Origin of the sequence: Neobacillus drentensis NBRC 102427, from assembly GCF_001591445.1 — a bacterium.
Lineage (GTDB): Bacteria > Bacillota > Bacilli > Bacillales > Cytobacillaceae > Neobacillus > Neobacillus drentensis.
This window is the reverse complement of the sequence record NZ_BCUX01000009.1, coordinates 1-23,140: the sequence shown is the minus strand read 5'-3', so window position 1 is coordinate 23,140 and position 23,140 is coordinate 1. Positions and strand designations below refer to the sequence as shown.

Annotated in this window: 23 protein-coding genes, 1 pseudogene and 1 other annotated feature; of the genes and pseudogenes, 23 read left to right on the top strand and 1 reads right to left on the bottom strand. The window is 37.7% G+C overall.

Features of this window, described 5'->3' with window-relative positions; all coding sequences use genetic code 11:
- Nucleotides 1–123 precede the first annotated feature (123 nt).
- Nucleotides 124–1,289: pseudogene (locus tag BDR01S_RS05155) on the top strand (IS256 family transposase).
- A 249-nt stretch (nucleotides 1,290–1,538) separates the two neighbouring features.
- Here the strand turns inward: BDR01S_RS05155 and BDR01S_RS05150 are convergent.
- Nucleotides 1,539–2,477 (bottom strand): Na/Pi symporter, encoded by a 939-nt coding sequence (locus tag BDR01S_RS05150; protein ID WP_066257694.1) that lies wholly within the window; start codon nucleotides 2,475–2,477, stop codon nucleotides 1,539–1,541.
- Nucleotides 2,478–2,693: 216 nt separating this feature from the next.
- Here BDR01S_RS05150 and rpsU point away from each other — a divergent pair, with 216 nt between their 5' ends.
- From rpsU to BDR01S_RS05045, 22 genes are all read left to right on the top strand, one after another.
- Nucleotides 2,694–2,867, top strand: coding sequence for a 30S ribosomal protein S21 (gene rpsU, locus BDR01S_RS05145; protein ID WP_007087607.1), 174 nt, complete (start codon nucleotides 2,694–2,696; stop codon nucleotides 2,865–2,867).
- A gap of 15 nt (nucleotides 2,868–2,882) precedes the next feature.
- Entirely contained in the window at nucleotides 2,883–3,329 is a 447-nt protein-coding gene (locus tag BDR01S_RS05140) for a GatB/YqeY domain-containing protein (RefSeq protein WP_066257692.1), read from the top strand.
- Nucleotides 3,330–3,453: 124 nt separating this feature from the next.
- Nucleotides 3,454–4,086 carry an NfeD family protein gene (locus tag BDR01S_RS05135; RefSeq protein ID WP_066257690.1) on the top strand — a complete coding sequence of 211 codons (633 nt, stop codon included), beginning with the start codon at nucleotides 3,454–3,456 and terminating at the stop codon, nucleotides 4,084–4,086.
- Nucleotides 4,087–4,106: 20 nt separating this feature from the next.
- The gene (gene floA, locus BDR01S_RS05130) at nucleotides 4,107–5,099 is read left to right on the top strand and encodes a flotillin-like protein FloA (RefSeq protein ID WP_169801411.1); all 993 of its coding nucleotides are present in this window, start codon (nucleotides 4,107–4,109) and stop codon (nucleotides 5,097–5,099) included.
- A gap of 34 nt (nucleotides 5,100–5,133) precedes the next feature.
- Complete coding sequence (locus BDR01S_RS05125; protein ID WP_066257688.1) at nucleotides 5,134–5,592, top strand: YqfB family membrane protein; 459 nt, start codon at nucleotides 5,134–5,136, stop codon at nucleotides 5,590–5,592.
- 87 nt (nucleotides 5,593–5,679) lie between these two features.
- Nucleotides 5,680–5,982, top strand: coding sequence for a sporulation protein YqfC (gene yqfC / locus BDR01S_RS05120; protein WP_066257686.1), 303 nt, complete (start codon nucleotides 5,680–5,682; stop codon nucleotides 5,980–5,982).
- Entirely contained in the window at nucleotides 5,979–7,172 is a 1,194-nt protein-coding gene (gene yqfD / locus BDR01S_RS05115; protein ID WP_066257684.1) for a sporulation protein YqfD, read from the top strand. Before yqfC ends, yqfD begins: the two co-directional genes overlap by 4 nt.
- Nucleotides 7,169–8,137: a PhoH family protein gene (locus tag BDR01S_RS05110; protein ID WP_066257682.1), complete on the top strand. Its 969-nt coding sequence runs from the start codon at nucleotides 7,169–7,171 to the stop codon at nucleotides 8,135–8,137. Before yqfD ends, BDR01S_RS05110 begins: the two co-directional genes overlap by 4 nt.
- A gap of 204 nt (nucleotides 8,138–8,341) precedes the next feature.
- Entirely contained in the window at nucleotides 8,342–10,513 is a 2,172-nt protein-coding gene (locus BDR01S_RS05105; protein ID WP_066257680.1) for an HD family phosphohydrolase, read from the top strand.
- Nucleotides 10,510–10,980 carry an rRNA maturation RNase YbeY gene (gene ybeY, locus BDR01S_RS05100; protein ID WP_066257678.1) on the top strand — a complete coding sequence of 157 codons (471 nt, stop codon included), beginning with the start codon at nucleotides 10,510–10,512 and terminating at the stop codon, nucleotides 10,978–10,980. The genes BDR01S_RS05105 and ybeY overlap by 4 nt, the downstream gene beginning before the upstream one ends.
- Entirely contained in the window at nucleotides 10,958–11,341 is a 384-nt protein-coding gene (locus BDR01S_RS05095; protein WP_066257676.1) for a diacylglycerol kinase family protein, read from the top strand. Before ybeY ends, BDR01S_RS05095 begins: the two co-directional genes overlap by 23 nt.
- Before the next feature lie 271 nt (nucleotides 11,342–11,612).
- Nucleotides 11,613–12,536 carry a GTPase Era gene (gene era, locus BDR01S_RS05090; protein WP_157406109.1) on the top strand — a complete coding sequence of 308 codons (924 nt, stop codon included), beginning with the start codon at nucleotides 11,613–11,615 and terminating at the stop codon, nucleotides 12,534–12,536.
- Between the two features lie 180 nt (nucleotides 12,537–12,716).
- The gene (locus tag BDR01S_RS24755) at nucleotides 12,717–12,860 is read left to right on the top strand and encodes a YqzL family protein (protein ID WP_066257674.1); all 144 of its coding nucleotides are present in this window, start codon (nucleotides 12,717–12,719) and stop codon (nucleotides 12,858–12,860) included.
- Nucleotides 12,861–12,894: 34 nt separating this feature from the next.
- On the top strand, nucleotides 12,895–13,647 hold the full coding sequence (recO, locus tag BDR01S_RS05085) for a DNA repair protein RecO (RefSeq protein ID WP_066257672.1): 753 nt from the start codon (nucleotides 12,895–12,897) through the stop codon (nucleotides 13,645–13,647).
- Nucleotides 13,648–13,697: 50 nt separating this feature from the next.
- Nucleotides 13,698–13,883: a binding site (T-box leader), on the top strand.
- A 64-nt stretch (nucleotides 13,884–13,947) separates the two neighbouring features.
- On the top strand, nucleotides 13,948–15,330 hold the full coding sequence (locus BDR01S_RS05080; RefSeq protein WP_066257671.1) for a glycine--tRNA ligase: 1,383 nt from the start codon (nucleotides 13,948–13,950) through the stop codon (nucleotides 15,328–15,330).
- A 124-nt stretch (nucleotides 15,331–15,454) separates the two neighbouring features.
- Nucleotides 15,455–16,075: a transcriptional regulator CcpN gene (gene ccpN, locus BDR01S_RS05075; RefSeq protein ID WP_066257670.1), complete on the top strand. Its 621-nt coding sequence runs from the start codon at nucleotides 15,455–15,457 to the stop codon at nucleotides 16,073–16,075.
- Between the two features lie 40 nt (nucleotides 16,076–16,115).
- A complete protein-coding gene (locus BDR01S_RS05070; RefSeq protein WP_066257669.1) occupies nucleotides 16,116–16,925 on the top strand; it encodes a pyruvate, water dikinase regulatory protein in 810 nt (269 codons plus the stop codon).
- Nucleotides 16,926–17,508: 583 nt separating this feature from the next.
- Complete coding sequence (gene dnaG, locus BDR01S_RS05065) at nucleotides 17,509–19,317, top strand: DNA primase (RefSeq protein WP_066257667.1); 1,809 nt, start codon at nucleotides 17,509–17,511, stop codon at nucleotides 19,315–19,317.
- Between the two features lie 41 nt (nucleotides 19,318–19,358).
- Nucleotides 19,359–20,486, top strand: a complete 1,128-nt coding sequence (rpoD, locus tag BDR01S_RS05060) for an RNA polymerase sigma factor RpoD (RefSeq protein ID WP_066257665.1) — start codon at nucleotides 19,359–19,361, stop codon at nucleotides 20,484–20,486.
- Nucleotides 20,487–20,835: 349 nt separating this feature from the next.
- Nucleotides 20,836–21,201, top strand: coding sequence for a cytochrome c550 (gene cccA, locus BDR01S_RS05055; RefSeq protein ID WP_066257662.1), 366 nt, complete (start codon nucleotides 20,836–20,838; stop codon nucleotides 21,199–21,201).
- A 74-nt stretch (nucleotides 21,202–21,275) separates the two neighbouring features.
- On the top strand, nucleotides 21,276–21,995 hold the full coding sequence (locus BDR01S_RS05050) for a tRNA (adenine(22)-N(1))-methyltransferase (RefSeq protein ID WP_066257660.1): 720 nt from the start codon (nucleotides 21,276–21,278) through the stop codon (nucleotides 21,993–21,995).
- The gene (locus tag BDR01S_RS05045) at nucleotides 21,982–23,097 is read left to right on the top strand and encodes a Nif3-like dinuclear metal center hexameric protein (protein ID WP_066257658.1); all 1,116 of its coding nucleotides are present in this window, start codon (nucleotides 21,982–21,984) and stop codon (nucleotides 23,095–23,097) included. The genes BDR01S_RS05050 and BDR01S_RS05045 overlap by 14 nt, the downstream gene beginning before the upstream one ends.
- Nucleotides 23,098–23,140: the final 43 nt, after the last annotated feature.

The following is a 23,140-nucleotide window of genomic DNA, read 5'->3' as shown; positions in this document are numbered from 1 at the left end:
TTTTTAAGCTAAATTGTATATCAAAAGATTAAGTCCGTATAATTGTGTAAAAATAAGGGGTCATTTTTATCCCTCTTGGAAACAATGTTTTCAACGACGATAAACAATGAGAAGAGAATAAGAATGCCCCAATTACAGTTTAGCCTAGATATGGATCTTTTAAAAGAATCAGTAATGAATTCAAATATAGACACAGTTGTTAAATCAGCTGTTGTTCTAGTTTTGAATGAGTACATGGAGAAAGAAAGAGATGATTATTTACACGCTGCTTCGTATGAACGCTCTTGTGAGCGTCGTGACTACCGAAATGGCTATTATGAACGGGAATTAACGATGAGTATCGGTAAAATAAAACTTAAAGTTCCTAGAACTCGTAATGGTGAATTCTCACCTTCAGTTTTTGAGAAATACTCACGGTGTGACCAGGCACTAGTTCTCTCTATGCTAGAGATGGTTATCAATGGCGTCTCTACACGAAAAGTTACACATATCGTGGAACAACTTTGCGGTGAAAGTATCTCAAAATCGTTTGTTTCTTCACTTACTCAGAAGCTTGATCCTATTATCAATGACTGGGCCAAACGGCCCTTAAATTTAAGGTATTATCCTTTTGTTTTTGTAGATGCAATGTATATAAAAGTGCGTGAACATTACCGTGTCGTCTCAAAGGCTGTTTATATTGCCACTGCTATTACAGAAAACAAAAAACGAGAAATACTTGGTTTACATGTAGATCATGCTGAAAGTTTTGAAAGTTGGAGTCGCTTTCTCCAACAACTTAAATCCCGTGGGCTTCAATCCCCAAAGCTTGTCATTTCAGATGCTCACCAAGGGCTTCAAAAGCGATTCTACGTGAATTTATTGGGACTAGCTGGCAAAGGTGTAACGTCCATTTTAAACGTAATATCATAGAAAAGCTTCCAAAAAAAGGATCAGATGAAATACGTATGATGATTAAACGTATTTTTGATGCAGTCAAAATTGAGGATATGCGAAAATTCAAGGATGAACTGATGGCGCAGTTTGGAGATGATCCTAAATACGAAAAAGCTCTAACAATATTAGATGAAGGATTCGAAGATACCATTCAATACATGGAACACCCAGAGGACATGCGTTGTCATATCCGTAGTACTAATTCTCTTGAGCGTTTAAATCAGGAAGTCCGAAGAAGAGAAAAAGTTATACGTATCTTCCCAAATACACAATCTGCTTTTCGTTTAGTCGGAGCTGTTTTAATGCACTATCAAGAGACCATTTATTCAAAGCAAAAATCTATTAAAAGGTAGCTGTATTTAATTTTCAACGTACTTCCATTTATGGATTATTCCATATCCAGTCAAGGCTATCAAAGGAAAAACCGCCTTTGACACCCTTGACTGGATATGGAGATTGAAACCCATGGAAGTAACGCTCGAAAAATGTTAAGGAGGAATTAGCCGTTTAACCCAAGTAAGTAGCTCAATCAATAGGTATAGTCGACATTGTTTTCAAATTCACACAATATTTAGGACTTGACTTATCAAAAGGCCGTCTTTTTATGTGGTCTTTTTTGGTTTTCTATCATGTAAAAATAAAATCATCTTTCCAAATCTCGTTGCAAAAGGTAAGACGATTATAGAGGTGGCAACATTAAAAATGACACTTATATGGGCTAATTGGACATTTTTTGTATCGGCAAGTAGTGAGGCATTGTCCGTAAGTGTTGGAATGAGCGGGATAAAAAGCAATACGCCAAAAACATTAAGCCAAACATGCGCAAATGCTGCTAGTCTCGATTCTTTCCCGCCGCCAATGGAAGCAATAAGGGCGGTGATACATGTACCAATATTTGCACCAAGGACAATCGCGATTCCTGCATCAAGCTGCAAGGAACCGGTTAGTAGAAAGCTCATTGCAATACCGGTCATGGCCGTACTCGATTGAATAATAGCTGTCATGATTGTACCAGTTAACAGGCTTAAAAGAAGTTGATCATTTATGGAGAGGATAAAATTATTGATAAAACTCATCGATGTTAATGGGACTGCTAGCATCTCGAAGCCTTTCATAGCGGCAAAAACTGAGGAGATTCCAAAGAGCAGCATCCCAATACTTCTCGCTTTTTTATTTTTAAATAAAATAAGCAAGGCTCCACAAATTGCGAAAGGAAGGAGGACTTTATCGATATTAAAGGTAATTAATTCTGTTTTAAAAGTAGTTCCAATATTTGTGCCAAGAATAATCCCAATTGACTGCGGGAATGTCATGATTCTTGCTGAGATTAATCCAATCGTAATTACCATTACTGCGGTACTGCTCTGTAAAAGTGCAGTGATGAATGTCCCTGTCAGCATCCCTTTTAAGGGAGTACTGGTCAATTTAATTAACCAGCCTTTTAATTTATTGGCAGATAAATTAAACAATGCAAATCTAATAATGGTCATCCCAAAAATAAATAATAAAATGCAAAGAACAAATAATAGTATGTAAAGCATTATATAGGCCCCCCTCGCTTCATTGTATGGTACGACTTAGAGGGACATGCCAGTTTTAAGGTAAATAAAGACAAGTCATCGTTTGAATGAATAAAAAAATAAAATGCTTGGAATATCACTGTGAATTTCAGTTGACCTTGTATCAAGGTTATATTATAATTGCAAGGTACATGGATTGAATGTTAGTGTGTTGTGTTTCGGAGGGAGGGAAAGAGAATGTCTAAAACCGTCGTTCGTAAAAACGAATCGCTTGAAGATGCTCTTCGTCGCTTCAAACGTACAGTATCAAAAACTGGTACTTTGCAAGAGGCAAGAAAGCGCGAATTCTATGAAAAGCCAAGTGTTAAACGTAAGAAAAAGTCTGAAGCAGCTAGAAAACGTAAGTTTTAAGAGAGGGTGTAATATATGAGTCTTCTCGAGCGTTTGAACAATGATATGAAACAAGCGATGAGAAACAAGGAAAAAGACAAACTCTCAGTTATTCGGATGGTGAAAGCTTCTTTACAAAATGAAGCTATTAAGCTCGGTACTAAAGAGCTTACCGATGATGTTGAGTTAACAATCCTTTCTCGCGAAGTAAAACAACGCAAAGACTCCCTCCATGAATTTGGTAAAGCTGGTCGTGAAGACCTAGTTGATAAGTTGCGCACGGAGTTGGCTATTGTTGAATTGTATATGCCAAAACAGCTTTCTGAAGAGGAACTGGCAGAGGTTGTAAAAGAAACAATTTCTGAAGTCGGCGCAAAGTCAAAAGCAGAAATGGGAAAAGTGATGTCTGCCATTATGCCTAAAGTAAAGGGTAAAGCAGATGGGGCACTTGTAAATAAACTTGTACAACAACACCTTTCATAGTATTCTGACGTAAAGACTGCAGGCCTTTGGCTTGTGGTCTTTTTATTTATCAATTAATGAAACTTAATTGATTTTCATACGTAATAATTATAGTCGAAGCTAAAGAACGAAAGGAGGCTCTCGAATGACAGAATTTCTTACTGACCCGATTGTTGTAACCGTACTATTATCGATTGCGGGAATCGGAATTGTATTGGAGCTTTTTTCATCTAAATTCGGTGTGGCAGGGTTTATCGGTGTGTTTGCGCTCATTTTATTTTTTTATGGGCATTTTCAAGCAGGGCTTGCGGGTTATGGCACTTTATTATTATTTGTAGCAGGATTACTCCTTATATTCCTTGAATTCTTTTTACCCGGGGCAATCTCCGGCACATTGGGTGTTGCTGCATTAATATTAAGTCTTTTTTTAGCGAGTGAAGATGCTATTCAAATTGGGGTATCTATCTTAATCGCTATTTTCTTATCCGTACTTGTATTCTTTATGATGATTAAGATTTTTGACAAGAAACTTGTTTTATTTAATAAAATGGTGTTATTTGATTCAGCTAAAAAAGAAGATGGATATGTTTCCAATATTAATCGTATTGATCTGTTAGGAAAAGAAGGGATTGCCCTTACCATTTTACGGCCAGCTGGGACTGTTATTATTAACAACGAAAGAGTTGATGTAGTAAGCGAAGGCGGCTTTATTGATCAGAATGCTGCCGTTAAAGTCATTAAAGTTGAAGGAGCACGAATTGTTGTTAGAGAGGTATAAGAAATGAAGGGGGTTAGAAAATGATTGTAGGAAATGGTACCATTTTTATTATTGCAGTTGTAATTGTAGCTTTAATCTTATTGGGGATTTTATTATCCTTTGTACCTGTCATGTTGTGGATATCTGCACTAGCAGCAGGAGTCCGTATAAGTATCTTCACATTGGTTGGGATGAGACTTAGGAGGGTAACACCAAGCAGAGTGGTTAATCCCCTCATAAAGGCCCATAAAGCCGGGTTAAACGTTACCACTAATCAACTGGAAAGTCATTATCTTGCCGGCGGGAATGTTGATCGAGTAGTTAATGCACTAATTGCTGCACATCGGGCAAATATTGAATTATCGTTTGAACGTTGTGCTGCTATTGACCTAGCCGGACGTGACGTTTTAGAAGCAGTCCAAATGAGTGTAAACCCAAAGGTAATTGAAACTCCATTTATTGCAGGTGTGGCTATGAATGGGATTGAAGTAAAGGCAAAAGCAAGAATTACCGTTCGTGCTAATATCGACCGTCTTGTCGGAGGTGCGGGTGAAGATACTGTTGTAGCTCGTGTTGGTGAAGGGGTCATATCGACGATTGGTTCCTCACTTGACCATAGTAAAGTACTCGAGAACCCTGAACTGATTTCGCAAACAGTCTTAGCTAAAGGATTAGATGCTGGTACCGCTTTTGAAATTCTATCGATTGATATTGCCGATGTCGATTTAGGTAGAAACATCGGTGCCGAGCTACAAACGGAGCAAGCGGAAGCCGATAAGAAAATTGCCCAAGCAAAAGCAGAAGAGCGTAGGGCTATGGCTGTCGCTACAGAGCAGGAAATGAAGGCAAAGGTACAGGAGATGAGAGCAAAGGTCGTAGAAGCAGAAGCACAAGTACCGCTTGCCATGGCTGAGGCTCTTAAAACAGGGAATATTGGCGTTATGGACTATATGAACTATAAAAATATAGCGGCTGACACTGAAATGAGAGGTTCAATTGGCAAGATAACGGGAGATAAAAAGGACGGACAATAAAACCCGCTTTGGGATATTAAAGGGGTGATGATTTTTGGAGACCGTAGTATTTATGATTATCATCGGGATTGTTTCGATTATTTTCCGTAATGCAAAAGGTAAGACAGGACAATCCGGACACTCTAGACCTAAAACATTTACAATGGAAACCTTTGAGGAAATTCGGACACTGGTTAAAAAACAACTCAATCAAGATGAAATTCCAACGACCGAAGCCTTAAAAACAAAGAATACACGCTCAGAAACTCAATTGGATCATCAAGAAAAGCTCGAAAATAAATACCTGCAGTTGAAACAAGAGTCTGAGGTTAAACGGATTGGAATGTCAGGAGCTCAGCAAAACATAGATAAAGTAGTAGTGAAGTCTGGGCAAGAGGAAGGCGGGATCGTTTCTCTTTATCCGGATGAAAAAACGCTCATTAATGGTATGGTTTGGTCAGAAATTCTGGGTGAGCCGCGTTCAAAAAAACCCTTTTTCACAAGAAAGAGTTAGATGTAAATCAAGATAGCTAAATAGAAAAAGGTGTGCTAGAACCTCCCTTCGTTTCATAAATATGAGATGAAAGGGGGTTCTTTTTTTATGGCAAAAAAATGGGCCGGGCGGGTTCGTAACTGGATGGCTAAAAAAATGGATCTTCCTGAAGATGTCATGATGGATTTACCCCGCATTACGATGATTGGGCAAATCCATGTATATATAGAGAACCATCGGGGTTTACTTGTATTTACTGATAGAGAACTCCGACTGCTATTAAAGCAAGGGCAGTTATTAATAAAAGGTAAATCATTTGTCATTAAAACGATTTTGCCTGAAGAAATTTTGCTCGAAGGGAAAATTGATCAGGTCATTTATATAAATGATAATCCGGGAGGAGAAAAATGAAAAACCAGTGGATCGAATTTTTTTATGGCAGGGTAACTGTTAAAGTATCAGGAAAGGGGACTGAACGTTTTTTAAACGTTCTGACTAGGAATGGTCTTCTTATTTGGAATGTTAAACGGCATGGGACTGAAACGATAACATTTAAGATGAGACTCATGGATGCCAAGAACATCAGGCATTATGCTCGTAAAAGTGATTGCACCATATCCTTTTTACGAAGGAGCGGGGTGCCTTTTCTACTAAAGAGAGCCATTAAAAATAGTGGCTTTTTGGGAGGGGCAGGAATTTTCCTGCTGATCTTAATGTTCCTCTCCAATGTTATTTGGGGAATTGAAATAAAAGGGGCAAAACCAGCGACAGAGTATCAGATTCGCAAAGAATTGGACAAGATGGGTGTGCAAATAGGGAAATTGCAATTTTTTGTAGATAATGTAGAAGGGATTCAAAGAAAACTGACTAATAATATCGGTGAATTGACATGGGTTGGAGTGGAATTAAAAGGGACAACCTTTCACCTTCAAGTGGTTGAAAAAAATGAGCCGCAAAAGCCAAAACAATTATCACCGAGGAACCTAATCGCCAAAAAGAAAGCAATCATTGTTAATATGTATATTGAAAATGGCCAAAAAGTGGTCGATATTAATGATCATGTGGAGCCAGGACAATTACTCGTTTCGGGTGCAATTGGACAAGAGGGTACTCCAGAATTGGTTGCAGCCAAAGGAGAAGTGTGGGGGGAAACTTGGTATAAGAGTCATGTTGAGCTTCCGTTAGTCACTAATTTTAAAGTTTTTAGCGGTAAAGAAAAAGAAAAGCATTTTATTTTACTTGGTAATTATGAACTCCCTGTTTGGGGCTTTGGTAAGCCGGAATTTAGTAACTATGAAACAGAAGAGAATGTTCACAAGATTCATTTCTTGAAGTGGGAATTGCCAATTTCATATCTCAATAAGACACTTCGAGAACGAGAAGAAGTACAGCGCACCTATTCAAATAAAGACGCCCAACAAATTGCCATTGAGTTAGCAAAAAAACAAATAAAAGGGCGCATAGATGAAGATGCTATTATAAAAGATGAAAAAATTTTACACAAAGCAATTAAGAATGGTAAAGTTATACTGGATATTCATTTTAAGGTAATTGAAAATATTGCAGTCGGACAACCGATTTCCAAGGAGACCAGTGAATGACAGAAAAGTTAACTACCATTAATGTACAACTTGAAAATCCTGCAGAAGCAATTAGTTTGCTGGGGAATTCTGATTCTAATTTAAAAATAATTGAACAAGAGCTTGATGTTACGATCATTACTCGAGGTGAAGCTGTCAGTTTATCAGGTGACGAGGAAAAAGTAAATCTGGCAGGACAAATCCTGAATAAATTAATGATTGTGATTCGAAAGGGAATAAATATTAGTCAAAGAGATGTCCTCTACGCGGTCCAAATGGCGAATGCTGGGACACTTGAATATTTTGTGAATTTGTATGATGAAGAAATCGGTAAAAATGTTAAAGGTAAAACCATTAGGATTAAGACACTTGGACAAAGAGAATATGTTTCGGCCATTAAGAAGACAGATCTTGTATTTGGAATTGGTCCTGCCGGGACAGGGAAAACTTATCTTGCTGTCGTCATGGCCGTGGGTGCTCTCAAAAACGGACAAGTAAATAAAATCCTTTTAACAAGACCTGCTGTTGAGGCAGGTGAAAGTCTTGGCTTTCTACCCGGTGATTTAAAAGAGAAGGTAGACCCATATCTACGGCCGCTATATGATGCTCTACATGATGTGCTTGGTGCTGAACATACGCAAAGGTTAATTGAACGAGGAACGATTGAAATTGCCCCGCTTGCTTATATGAGAGGGCGTACATTGGATGATGCTTTTGTTATACTCGATGAGGCCCAAAATACCACACACGCCCAAATGAAAATGTTTTTGACAAGGCTTGGCTTTGGGTCAAAAATGGTTATTACGGGTGATCAAACTCAGATTGATTTGCCAAAAGGGGCTAAATCAGGCTTAATTGCAGCCGAAAGCATTTTGAAAAATGTAAAAGGTATCTCCTTTGTCTTTTTAGAAACAGCTGACGTGGTTCGCCATCCACTTGTGGGCAGAATTATCGAGGCTTACGAGAACAAGCTTGAGCAGCAATAATGTAATGTGAGGTAAACCTATTTGTGGTTTGCCTCTTTTTCATTGAAAAGACAGACTTCAAACAACTTCTTTTAAAGATAGGTGAAACTTAATAGAAAAACTGTTATCATTTTACATAAAGCAGAAACAGTGAAAATATGACAATTTTTGAGAAAAATGATTTTTCATGAATCATTTAAAGGGCCGTGCTTTGGAGGGATATAGTTGGGTAAACTACAGCAATACTTCATACGGATTCGTAAGCTGCTAGATATCACTTTTTTTCTAGTTCTATTTTTTATTATGCTAGGTACTGTATTATTTGCAGCAATGTATAGTAATGTGAAACCAGAAAAATTAGATATTAGTTTGTTTTCTGTAGCAGAAAAAACAATTCGTTCCCCCGGGACAGTGGAGGATAAGAAAAGTACAGAAAATAAACGCAAGGATGCTCTTGACCAAGTACAAGATGTATACGCCTTAAAGAAAGAATACACGCAAAATCGAGTGGATTTGATCAGCTCCATATTTAAAGCAGCTACTGAAGTGAATGATGAAATAAATGAACAAATGAAGAAGTTTGAAGAGCTGACTACAGAAGAAAAGCCAGAAAAAACGGAGCCTAGTGATTCCGAAAAAATGACTAGTTTAAAAGCTAAATTAACACCGAATGTATCAAAAGGACTTTCTGACCGGGTTTTTATGGCTTTAGTCCAGGCTAGTAATGATGAATTATCGATTGCGAAGGATTTAACGGTTACGGCGATTAATAATGTTATGGCCAAGCGGATTTCTGCTGACGAAGTAGAGAATGCCAAAAAAAGAGTGGAGGAAGAATTAAAATATACCACATTAAATGATAATTTAAGAAATGGTGCCATTGAACTCGGCAGATATGCTGTGATTCAAAATGAATTTTATGATCCTAATGCGACAGAGGAACTTCGGCAGCAAGCAGTAGAAAGCGTGGAGCCAGCAAAAATTCTTCAGGGTCAAATTATAGTGGAAGAAGGAGAATTAATTAACCAAGATATATTTAGACAGTTAAAGTTAGTTGGCCTCCTGGATAATGAGAGATCCTTTAAACCCTTCATTGGGTTAATGGTGTTAATATCAATTATTTTATCTTCGATTTATTTTTATTTTTATCAAATAAACTCCAATCCGGAAAAGAAACAGACAGACTTGCTGTTGTATGGTATTATTTTCATTCTATCAATCAGTATTATGAAAATAATCAGCATGCTGCAAATTTTTACTTTTGCGGGAATCGGTTATCTATACCCTGCAGCACTAGGGGCAATGTTAATTAAGATTTTGATTGATGAAAAGCTTGCCATTCTTATGTCAATTATTATGGCAGTATGCGGCAGTATTTTATTTAACGAGGGAGTTACAGGGACACTTAACTTTTCAGAGGGAATTTATATCCTATTCAGTGCCTTAGCAGGAATTTTATTTCTAAGTAACCAAAATCAGCGTTCGAAGATTTTGCAGGCAGGCTCTTTTGCAGCAATCGTAAACCTATTAACGATTTTAGCGCTAATGTATTTGCCTAATGGACAATTTTCCGGAGTAGAATACGGATATTATTTAATCACTGCCCTTGTTTCAGGTATAGGGTCAGCTGTTTTAACCATTGGTTTACTGCCTTTTTTGGAGGGGAGTTTTGGGATACTGTCGACGATGAGACTGATTGAGCTTTCAAACCCAAACCATCCACTATTGCGAAAAATATTAATGGAAGCACCAGGTACTTATCACCATAGTGTAATGGTTGCTAATTTAGCGGAATCTGCATGCGAAGCAATCGGGGCAAATGGGCTTTTAGCAAGGGTTGGGAGTTATTACCATGATATTGGCAAGACACGTCGTCCGAATTTTTATATTGAGAACCAGATGCACCTTGAAAATCCCCATGATCGACTGCCGCCAGAAAAAAGTGCAAGCATCATTATTGCCCATGTCACAGATGGCTCTAATATTTTAAAGAAGTACCATATGCCTAAAGAAATTATTGAGATTGCTGAACAGCATCACGGGACAACCCTGCTTAAATTCTTTTATCATAAGGCTATCCAGGGGGATACTGAAATAAAGGAAGCGGATTACCGTTATCCTGGTCCAAAGGCAAAAACAAAAGAGTCTGCTGTCGTTGGTATTGCAGATAGTGTCGAGGCAGCAGTTCGTTCATTATCCCAGCCTACGCCTGAAATAATCGAGTCATTAGTAAAAAAAATTGTGGCGGATCGTCTTCAAGATGGACAATTAAATGATTGTGATATCACTATGAGAGAAATTGAAACTGTATCTGAAGCTTTATGTGAGACCTTAACGGGGATTTTTCACTCCAGAATTGAATACCCGGAAATGATAAAGAAGGAGAAGCATGCATGACATTATTAATTGATTGTATCGACGAAACTGAAAACCTGACTGAAGAACAAATGCTTGAAATTGAAAGAGTAATCACCTTTGCAGCAAGGAAACAAAAGGTTGAAGCGCATAGCGAAGTTTCCATTACATTTGTATCGAATGAAAGAATACAAGAAATTAACCGAGAATACCGCGATAAAGACAAGCCTACGGATGTTATTTCGTTTGCTATGGAGGAACTTGGAGAAGGAGAGATAGAGCTAATGGGGGCCGATATGCCCCGCGTCTTGGGTGATATTATTATCTCCATTCCTAAAGCAATTGAGCAGGCAGAAGAATATGGACATTCCTTTTTACGTGAACTTGGTTTTCTAGCAGTACATGGCTTCCTTCATCTTCTTGGATATGATCATATGACTGAAGAAGAAGAGAAAGAAATGTTCACACTGCAAAAGGAAATATTAGATGAGTATGGACTCAAACGATAAACGACCGCAGCAGTCATGGTTGGGTACATTTTCAAATGCATTCGCGGGAATTTTAGTTGCCCTGAAGTCAGAGAAAAATATGAAGAGCCATTTATTTTGCTCCATAATTGTTTTACTTGTTTCCTATTATTTTTCGATTACAAAAATGGAATGGTTATTTATCCTAATTGCAATCGGGGGTATGTTTGCATTGGAATTAGTGAATACCGCAATTGAGCGAGTTGTTGATCTTGTTACAGCTGAGTATCATCCTTTAGCAAAACAGGCAAAGGATGTGGCGGCTGGTGCGGTGTTGATCTATGCTGTTCTTTCGATTGCAATTGGGATATTTATCTTTTTCCCATATATTCAAAGGTTTTAAAAAGTCAAGCTGAAAAAAAGTTTATTCACTGTCATTTGAAATAGGTAACTGGATTCGGTAAAATAACTTATCAGCAAAATATATAGACATGCTGATTTATGAGAAAATTCTAATTTTTTAATTATTTTACCTCAACCTAATGATTTTCAAACAATTTTGAGGTAAAATAAAGAAACAGCAGATTCTTGCTGGAAGGGAAGAACATAAGTGAATATTGATCAATTAATTGTAGAAGCAACCAAGGCAATATCCTTCACCCAGGAGGATTTACATGCTGAATAATGAGAACGTAAGCAAAGGTTACAAATCAGGTTTTATTTCGATTATTGGCCGTCCAAATGTAGGTAAATCTACATTTCTTAATCGCGTGATTGGCCAAAAAATTGCCATAATGAGTGATAAGGCACAAACCACCCGTAACAAAATTCAAGGCGTATTATCAGTAGATGACGCCCAAATGATTTTTATAGATACCCCTGGTATCCATAAACCAAAACACAAATTAGGCGATTTTATGATGAAGGTAGCTGTAAATACGCTTAAAGAGGTTGATTTGATTCTTTTTATGGTAAATGCTGAAGAAGGATTTGGCCGTGGTGAAGAATTCATTCTTGAAAAATTCCAAACAGTGAATACGCCTATCTTCCTTGTAATAAATAAAATTGATCAAGTACACCCTGATCAATTATTGCCGATAATTGAATCATATAGAGAAAAATATCCGTTTAAAGAAATTGTGCCAATCTCTGCACTAGAAGGTAACAATGTGGAGCAACTGCTGGGTCAGATAAAGTCTTTCTTACCAGAGGGACCGCAGTACTATCCAGCAGACCAGGTCACTGATCACCCCGAACGCTTTATTATCACAGAGTTAATCAGGGAAAAAGCCCTCCACTTAACACGTGAGGAAATTCCCCACTCTTTAGCTGTGGTTCTTGACAAAATGGAGCGGCGAGAAGGGAAAGATATGATTGATGTCATGGCAACAGTAATTGTTGAACGTGATTCACAAAAAGGAATTATTATTGGAAAACAAGGGAGCATGTTAAAAGAAATAGGAAAGCGTGCACGAGTGGATATTGAAAATCTACTCGGGTCAAAAGTGTATTTAGAGTTATGGGTAAAAGTTCAAAAAGATTGGCGCAATAAAATGTCCCAACTTCGAGATTATGGCTTCAATGAAGATGAATATTGATTAATATTGGCTAGCTCTTTTCTAATTACCCTAACTAAAAAATATTACCCTTTATTTAAAATTATGCATGGACAACATTAACAATATTTTGTCTAATGATTTTTGCGCTGGCAGGCTATGATAATTGTAAGGTTTGGGACCGAATGAAAGCTAAGCTAAATATGAAAGGTGGGGTTTTCGATGATGGATTTTACGTGGAAAGTATTCCTTCAAACAGGCAATATTGACACATATCTTCTCATTAAAGAACTAGAGAAGGAAAACCAAGAAATACCCGGAAATCTGAATGATGAGCTAGCACAAATCGATTTTCCCGTTTCATAAGTTTGTCTTCGTGCTACTTTAGAAGGTGACAATAATGCTTCAAAAGTGTGAAGGCATTGTTATTAGAACAACTGATTATGGTGAAACAAATAAGATTGTGACTTTATATACTAGGGAATGGGGAAAGGTTGGTGCAATGGCTCGTGGTGCAAAAAAGCCAAACAGCCGCCTTTCCTCGATTACACAGCTTTTTACCCATGGTTATTTTCTAATTAATAGAGGATCTGGATTAGGAAGTATGCAGCAGGGAGAAACTGCTACCTCATTAAGGTCAATTGGTGAAGACATTTTTTTAACGGCCTATGCTAGTTATATTGTCGAGTTAACCGATAAATGCACGGAAGAAAAAAAACCAAATCCTTATCATTTTGAATTGCTCTATCAAACATTAAATTACTTGAATGAAGGCTATGATCCGGATATACTCATGAATATTTATGAGATGAAAATGTTAAATGTATTGGGCTTAAATCCAATCTTGAATCAATGTTCCATTTGTGGTAATACAGACGGACATTTTTCTTTTTCCATTCGTGAAGGCGGGTTTATCTGTCATCGATGCCTAGATAAGGATCCGTACCATTATAAATTATCACCTAGTGCGGTTAAATTAATCCGGCTATTTTATTATTTTGATCTTTCTAGGTTAGGAAATATTTCTGTTAAAGCTGAGACGAAGGCTGAGCTTAAGAATGTTATTACTTCTTACTATGAAGAGTACTCGGGTCTTCATCTCAAAACAAAGAAGTTTCTTAATTCGATGGATAAATTTCGTAATCTTTTATAATTGACCAGTTGACAATGTTTGGAGTTTTCGCTATTATTTTCTTTAATAAAATATTTGCATTGACGGAAAAGAGTACTTAGTAATCTCTATAAAAGCGAACCTAGGGTGGTGGAAGCTAGGGTATAGGGCACTAAGGAAGGCGTTCCTGAGCAAGCTAATGTGTTAAATAACACGATTAAAGAGGCTGTATTTTTACAGCAATTAGGGTGGAACCGCGGGTAACTCTCGTCCCTATGCTAATAAGCATAGGAACGAGAGTTTTTTTGTTGGAAAGCAAATTTATTAAAAGGAGCAATTACAATGAAAGTAACAATGGAACAAATCGTCTCACATGCAAAGCACAGAGGATTTATTTTTCCAGGATCAGAGATTTACGGAGGACTCGCTAATACTTGGGATTACGGTCCACTAGGAGTTGAATTTAAAAATAATATTAAACAGGCATGGTGGAAAAAATTTGTTCAAGAGTCGCCGTACAATGTTGGCTTAGATGCAAGTATTCTGATGAATCCTCGTACATGGGAAGCTTCAGGACATATTGGGAACTTTAATGATCCAATGATCGACTGTAAAAATTGTAAAGCACGTCATCGTGCCGATAAATTAATTGAAAATGCGCTTGATGAAAAAGGGATTGAATTGGTTGTTGACGGCTTACCATTTGAAAAAATGGAAGAAATGGTTAAAGAACACAATATTGCCTGCCCTGACTGTGGCAGTCATGATTTTACAGGAATTCGTCAGTTTAATTTAATGTTTAAAACCTTCCAAGGGGTAACTGAATCAAGTACAAATGAAATATTCCTTCGCCCTGAAACAGCCCAAGGTATTTTCGTGAATTTTAAAAATGTTCAGCGGACGATGAGAAAGAAAATGCCGTTTGGTATTGCTCAAATTGGAAAAAGTTTTCGTAATGAAATAACTCCAGGTAACTTTACGTTCCGGACTAGAGAGTTTGAACAAATGGAACTTGAATTTTTCTGTAAACCGGGTGAAGAGCTTAAATGGTTTGATTATTGGAAACAATTTGCTGAAAACTGGTTAATGTCTTTAGGTCTTACCAAAGAAAATTTACGACTTCGGGACCACTCTGAAGATGAACTATCACATTATAGTAATGCAACTACTGATTTTGAATTTAAGTTCCCGTTTGGCTGGGGTGAACTTTGGGGTGTTGCCTCAAGAACTGATTATGATTTGAAGCAGCATATGGAGTATTCAGGTGAGGATTTCCATTATCTTGACCCTGAAACAAATGAGAAGTATGTACCATTCTGTATCGAACCTTCTTTAGGAGCTGATCGGGTGACGTTAGCCTTCTTAATTGATGCCTATGACGAGGAACAGCTTGAAGATGGTACATCTAGAACGGTTATGCATTTTCATCCTGCCATAGCCCCGTTTAAGGCGGCAATCCTCCCATTATCGAAAAAGCTGTCTGAAGAAGCACGTGAAGTATTCGCTGCTTTAGCTAAGCACTTTTCAGTAGATTATGACGAATCAGGTTCTATTGGCAAACGCTATCGCCGTCATGATGAAATCGGGACACCGTATTGTATCACCTTTGATTTCGATTCTAAAGAAGACCATATGGTTACAGTTCGGGACCGTGATACAATGGAGCAAAAACGTATCCCAATCCAAGAACTGGTTAGCTTTTTACAAGAAAAGATGACGTTTTAATGTGAAACTCGCCATTTGGCGAGTTTTCTTAATACATTCATTAGTATATAATATTCCTAATAAGTATGACTTTTAAAAGTCGTGGGTAATCTCCTCTAAAAGTAATACAAAGGTGGTGTGAACTATCGAACTGACCAAACGGCAAGAACATATTTTACAAATTGTAAAAGAAAATGGGCCAATAACCGGGGAACATATTGCAGATCAATTAGGTTTGACCAGAGCCACATTAAGGCCAGATCTTGCAATATTGACAATGGCAGGCTTTTTAGATGCAAGACCGCGCGTCGGTTATTTTTATACTGGAAAATCCGGAACTCAGCTGTTGACCGAAAATCTACAAAAAATATATGTAAAGGATTATCAATCCATTCCTGTAGTAGTGAATGAAAATATCTCCGTTTACGATGCCATTTGTACCATGTTCCTTGAGGATGTGGGAACATTATTTGTAGTGGATCAAAATACCATTCTTGTTGGAGTACTTTCAAGGAAAGATTTGCTTAGGGCAAGTATAGGGAAGCAAGAGCTTACCTCCATTCCTGTCAATATTATTATGACCAGAATGCCAAATATTACTATGTGTGAACGGGATGATTTATTGATTGATATCGCCAAAAAATTAATTGAAAAACAAATTGATGCTCTGCCAATTGTTCGAAAAACAGAAAATGGATATGAGGTTATTGGGCGATTAACGAAGACTAACATTACAAAGGCCTTTGTGGCACTTGGTGATGAGTAACAAACGGAAAGTTAACTTGAAGAGGGGTTGTTGAGGGAGAATGAGCTTACCAATTATTTATGTTGTATCTGATTCAGTGGGGGAAACAGCTGAACTAGTTACCAAAGCAGCAATAAGCCAGTTTAATGGCTCCGGGATGACTCTAAAAAGATTTCCCTATGTGGAGGATCAGGAGCATATTGATGAAGTCCTTTCCCTTGTTTTACTGGATAAAGCTATGATTGCCTTTACGCTTGTCAAACCTGAAATGCGTACATACATCAAGGAAAGAACGGAAAAGGAAGGGATTCTGGCCGTTGATTTACTTGGTCCAATCATGGATCAGATTCAAGTTTTCAGTGGAAAGACACCTCTTTGTGAGCCGGGCCTTGTTCGTAAGTTAGATGAGGATTATTTTAAAAAAGTAGAAGCGATTGAATTCGCCGTAAAATATGATGATGGTCGTGACCCAAGAGGTATATTAAAAGCAGATATTGTCTTAATTGGTGTATCAAGAACTTCCAAGACGCCACTATCCCAGTATCTAGCTCATAAACGTTTAAAGGTTGCGAATGTCCCGCTGGTTCCAGAAGTTGATCCGCCAGAAGAACTTTATAGGGTTCCAATCGAGAAATGCTTCGGTTTGAAAATAAGCCCTGAAAAGTTAAATAATATTAGAAAGGAACGATTAATTTCCTTAGGATTAAATGATAAGGCCAGTTACGCCAATATTGAACGGATTAAAGCAGAATTAATCTTTTTTGAAAAAATTGTGGAGAAAATAAATTGTCCTGTTATTGATGTTACCAATAAAGCCGTGGAAGAAACGGCAAATGTTATCCTAAATTATATTCATAAAGGGAGACCTTAACACATAATCATTAGATTATGTGTTTTCTACTGATAGAAAGTGGAATAATAATGATAAAAAGTTATGGTAAAATGATAATAAATGTACTATAATAAAAAATTGTGATAAAAATATTTCTTTTTAGGTTTAGACTTGCTTGTGAACGAATAAACTATTTATTGTTAGATGTCAAGGGGACCCCCTAAAAAGAATTCGACATAAACCCTTTAATAAAAGTTATTACTTAAAGAAGGAATATGCGGAGAGATGTAGAATTAATACTTATGTGAAAGGCAATCCGACTATTTATGTCGATGCGGATTCATGCCCGGGGCAGAGATTGTCGAAATAGTATCCAAGTTAGGTACTACTTTTTCTCTCTTTGTCGCTTCCTTGGATTACCATATGAAAGAAGAAAATTCTACATATGTAAACTGAAAATATGGTGACGATGGGAAGGTAGATCTAACGGGAAAGGACCAAAACCGTATCAAAATCGAAGATCGATTAAGATTACGCCAGAATTAACAAAAATTTTGTCGAAATTTGCAGGAATTTAAAGATTGCCTGCCGAATACCTGATAGTACAAATGGAGTTGTTTTCATGGCAGAGCGCATTGCCGAAGAAAAGATTGATCAAATTCGTCAGGCTGTTGATATTGTCGAAGTAATCAGCGATTATGTTCAACTGAAAAAACAGGGGCGAAATTACTTCGGATTATGTCCATTCCATGGAGAAAGTACCCCATCATTTTCAGTATCAATTGATAAACAAATTTTCCATTGTTTTGGCTGTGGCGCTGGCGGTAATGTTTTTTCTTTTTTAATGGAACTTGAAGGTATTTCCTTTCAGGAAGCAGCCCTTAAACTAGCTTCAAAGGTAAATATTGACCTTGAAATTAATTTACCTGGGGGGCATGGTGAGAAAAAGGTTTCTAAAGAGCACCAAGCTTTTCTGGGGGCTCATGAGCTATTACAGAAATTTTACCATCACTTGCTTGTAAATACAAAAGAAGGCGAGCATGCTTTGGAGTATCTGCTAAGCCGAGGATTTACAAGAGAATCGATTGATAAATTTCAAATTGGGTATTCCCTAAATTCATGGGATTTTGTTTATAAATTTCTGTCTAAAAGAGATTTCCCGCCTGAATGGATGGAGAAAGCCGGATTAATTATCAAACGTGAAAGGGATGGGTCTTACTTCGATCGATTTAGGGATCGGATTATGTTTCCAATTTTTGACCGAAATGGTAATACGATTGCTTTTTCAGGCAGATCACTAGGGGCCGAAGAGCCCAAATATCTAAATAGTCCTGAAACGCCAATCTTTAATAAAAGTAAAATTTTATATAATTATCATAATGCCAAGCCAAGTTTAAAAAAATTGCAATATGCTGTTTTATTGGAAGGATTTGCTGATGTCATATCCGCAGAGCGTTCGGGTGTGGAAAATGGCATTGCCACGATGGGGACATCCTTGACAGATGAACATATAGCCCTTTTAAGGCAGAGTGTCCAATCCGTAACCATCTGCTACGATTCAGATAAGGCTGGAATTGAGGCTGCTTTTCGAGCTGGGAATCATCTCAATAATGCAGGTTTTCAGTTAAAAGTTGCGATGATGCCAGATGGAATGGATCCCGATGAATATATAAAAAAGCACGGCCCCGAAAAATTTCGTAATGAAGTTATCGGTGCAAGTCTAACGTGGATGGCGTTCAAATTTCTCTACTTTCGCAGAGGTAAAAATCTTCAGCTAGAAGGAGATAGGCTTGCCTATATCGAAGTGATAATTAAAGAAATTAGCAATTTGAATAAAGCGGTTGAAAGAGATCATTATTTGCGGCAGCTAGCAGCAGAGTTTTCACTTTCATTAGATGCATTAAAACAGCAGCAAAAGCAGATGTTCTTTGCTGATAAAAGAAATTCTTCCGGAAAAAACCAGCCTGTTAATAAACCTATTGTAATTCCTAAAAAAGAAAGTGAGCTTAAACCGAAACATTACACAGCGGAAAGGCGATTAATCGCTCATATGCTAAAAGATCGAGATGTTGCTTATAAAGTTCAAGATTTATTACAGGGAAACACGTTTAATATCGATGAACATCAGGCAATAATAACTTATCTGTTAGGATTTTATGAGGATCATCTCGAACCTGATTCAAGTACGTTTTTATCTTATATTCAAGATGATAATCTTAGAAGAATGGTTGCTAATATTGAAATGATGTCTATAAACGACGAGCTAAGCAGTCAAGAATTAACTGATTATATCAAACAGGTGTTGAATTATCAAAAATTGTTAAAGATAAAAGAAAAAGAAGTGGAACTAAAAGAAGCGGAGCGACAAAGTGATCATGGCAAAGCTGCTGCAATTGCAATGGAAATCATTCAATTGCGTAAATCTCTATAGATTTCATTTTACTGTCTTTGATTTTGGAAGGAGGGGCACATATGGCTGCTGAAAAACAAGCCCGTTCAAAAGAAGTGGAGAATGAATTCACTTTTGAACAAGTGAAAGACCAGTTAACGGCACTGGGTAAAAAAACCGGCGTCCTTGCCTATGATGATATTGCTGAGAAATTGGCTAATTTTGAATTAGACTCACACCAAATGGACGAATTTTACGAGTTCCTCGGTGATCAAGGTATTGAATTAGTTGGTGAAAGTGAAGAAGATCCAAATCCTAAGCAAATAGCTAAAGGTGATGATGATGAATTTGATCTAAATGATCTAAGCGTCCCACCCGGGGTTAAGATTAATGATCCGGTTCGTATGTACTTAAAAGAAATCGGTCGTGTTGATTTGCTTTCTGCTGAAGAAGAAATTAAACTGGCTAACCGAATTGAAGCGGGCGACGAAGAAGCAAAACGACGTCTTGCTGAAGCAAACCTCCGACTTGTAGTAAGTATTGCAAAACGCTACGTAGGTCGTGGAATGCTGTTTCTTGACCTTATTCAAGAGGGTAATATGGGTCTGATCAAAGCTGTTGAGAAGTTCGATTATCGAAAAGGCTTTAAATTTAGTACCTATGCAACATGGTGGATCCGCCAAGCAATTACACGTGCGATTGCAGACCAAGCAAGGACCATCCGTATTCCTGTGCATATGGTTGAAACCATAAACAAACTAATTCGTGTTCAACGTCAACTACTTCAGGATCTTGGCCGCGAGCCAACACCGGAAGAAATTGGTGAAGATATGGATTTAACGCCTGATAAAGTTAGAGAAATATTGAAAATTGCCCAAGAGCCTGTATCACTGGAAACACCTATTGGTGAAGAGGATGATTCCCACCTCGGGGATTTTATTGAAGATCAGGATGCAACCTCACCATCAGAGCATGCTGCTTATGAATTATTAAAAGAGCAGCTTGAAGATGTCTTGGATACTTTGACAGATAGGGAAGAAAATGTCCTTCGCCTCCGTTTTGGACTGGATGATGGCCGTACTCGTACACTCGAAGAGGTAGGAAAAGTCTTCGGTGTTACTCGTGAGCGTATTCGTCAAATTGAAGCAAAGGCATTGCGTAAGTTACGTCATCCTAGTCGCAGCAAACGATTAAAGGATTTCTTAGAATAAAATATTTGCTTGAATAGTCTATTTCATAACTGAAGTAGGCTATTTTTGCTTCTTAAAAGAGTATAGCATTTGGACCAATTTAGTAAATGTAAGCACTTTCTCTATTTGAATCCATTTTACTGAATTGTCTCTAATTTTGCAAATAGGCATTTTAATTTAATTTGTTTTCTTCATGTTAAACCAGATTGATGAATTCCGCTTCAGGCGCTAATACAACTTTTTTTATTAAGATTATAGTGATAAAATAAGTTTAGGGCTTTTCCTTCTGTTCATTTTCAAGTAAAATAGTAGTTGTTTGTAGACTATATTTATTAATTAACAGACGTTCGTACATAAGGGAGGTTATATCATGAAGCGAAATCCGGTTATTCCTTACATTCTCATCATGGCTTTTGGAATTGTGCTAATTCTAATTTTGTCTTTCAAAGGCCTTGGCGATATGAAAGAAGTTGCTAAGGAAAAAGGAGCTGGCAATGAGAAAACAGAGGTTGCCGCATCTAAGCCAGAAGACATTTACAAGCAATCGTGTATTGGCTGTCATGGCGATCAGTATCAAGGGGTAGTAGGACCTAAATTAAAAGGTGTGGGCAGTAAGTATTCTAAGGAAGAACTTATGACCATCGTTACAAAAGGTAAAGGTACAGGCATGCCAGCAGGTCTTGTTAAAGAAGAACAAGCTGCTGCGATGGCAGATTGGTTAGCTACACTAAAATAATTAGAAAAAGTCCTTTGCATTAGTAAAGGACTTTTTTTATACTTAGTAAATTACATATAAAAGTGGTGGTTGGATTGAATACAGATAAATTGTCAGCAAGATTAGCTGCGGTTTCTAAATATGTTCCGAAAGATGCAAGACTTGCAGATATTGGCTCAGACCATGCCTATTTACCTTGTTACTTAGCTAAAAACGAAGGATTACCATTTGCTATTGCTGGTGAAGTAGCCAAGGGTCCCTTTCAGTCGGCTGAGAAGAATGTATTAGCAGAAGGGTTAGCAGGGGTTATTTCCGTAAGATTGGGTGATGGACTGGAAGTTATTGAGCAGGGAGAAGTCGATTGTATTACAATTGCGGGAATGGGCGGAGCCTTAATCGCAAGTATATTAGATAATGGTAAAGATAAGCTGGCCTCGGTCAAGCGTCTTGTCTTGCAACCCAATATTAGTGCGATTTCAATCAGGAAATGGCTGATTGAAAATAACTGGGAACTTATTGGCGAAGAAATACTCGAGGAAGATGGAAAAATCTATGAGATTTTGATTAGTGAAAGGGGCGACCCTCATAGGCCCTATAAAAAAAATCTTGATATGGGACTGTTATTGGGGCCATTTCTTGTACAAAAGCAAGATCAGACTTTTAAGAAAAAGTGGACAGCAGAAATGAAAAATTGGTTGCGTATTTTTGAGGCACTTGAAGGTGCAGCCCATTCGTCTGAAACGAATAATAAAAGGCAAGAGATCATCGCTAAAATTAAGCTGGTAGAGGAGGCTCTTAAGATTGAAGATTCCTAATGGTCACGAAATTATTCACTTATTTGAACAGTTTTCACCCAAAGGTTTAGCGATGGAAGGGGATAAAATTGGCTTACAAATTGGCCGCTTAAATAAAAAAGTTGAACGAATAATGATTGCCCTTGATGTTCTGGAGAATGTAATTGATGAGGCAATTGAAAAAAATGTTCAACTCATTATCGCCCATCATCCGATTATTTATCGTCCTCTTAAGAATTTACTAACTGATACGGTTCAAGGGAAAATGCTCGAAAAATTAGTAAAGCACGATATTGCTGTTTACGCAGCCCATACAAACCTTGATGTTGCAAAAGGCGGGGTAAATGACCTTCTTGCAAATGCTCTAGAGCTGCAAGATGCAGAGGTACTGGTGCCTACTTTTAATACAAAGCTAAAGAAATTAGTTGTGTTTGTACCAGTTAGCCACGCGGAAGTTATTAGAAAAGTCCTTGGAGAGGCAGGAGCAGGATTTATTGGAAACTACAGCCAGTGTTCATTCTCCGCCAAAGGGACCGGGAGATTCTTGCCTGGTGAAAATACCAATCCTTTTCTTGGAGAGGCAGGCATGTTAGAAGAAGTAGAAGAAGTGAGACTTGAGACCATTGTTCCGGAACCGCTTCTAAAGAAGACGATTACTGCGATGATCAAAGCGCATCCATATGAAGAAGTGGCCTATGATATCTACCCGCTTGAGAACACAGGAGATGTGCTCGGTCTTGGCCGTATCGGGAAAGTTCCAGAAATGACATTAGGAGAATTTGCGGAAAGAGTGAAAACAGCATTTGAAGTTTCAAATGTCCGTGTCGTGGGTGATTTAAGTACTAAAATTAAAAAAGCAGCAGTTTTAGGCGGAGATGGCAATAAATACTTCATGAATGCCAAGTTTCAAGGGGCAGATGTTTATGTTACAGGAGATATTTATTATCACACAGCCCATGATGCGCAGATGCAGGGCTTGAATATGATTGATCCTGGTCATAATGTCGAAAAGGTAATGAAAAAGGGCCTGACAGCAACATTACAAAAGATGTGCGTAGAGTCGGGTTATGAAGTAGAGATTTTTCCTTCAGAAGTAAATACAGATCCATTTCAATTTGTATAAAAGCAAAGAACCGGTCTAATGACTAACGGGTTTACTTGTGAGA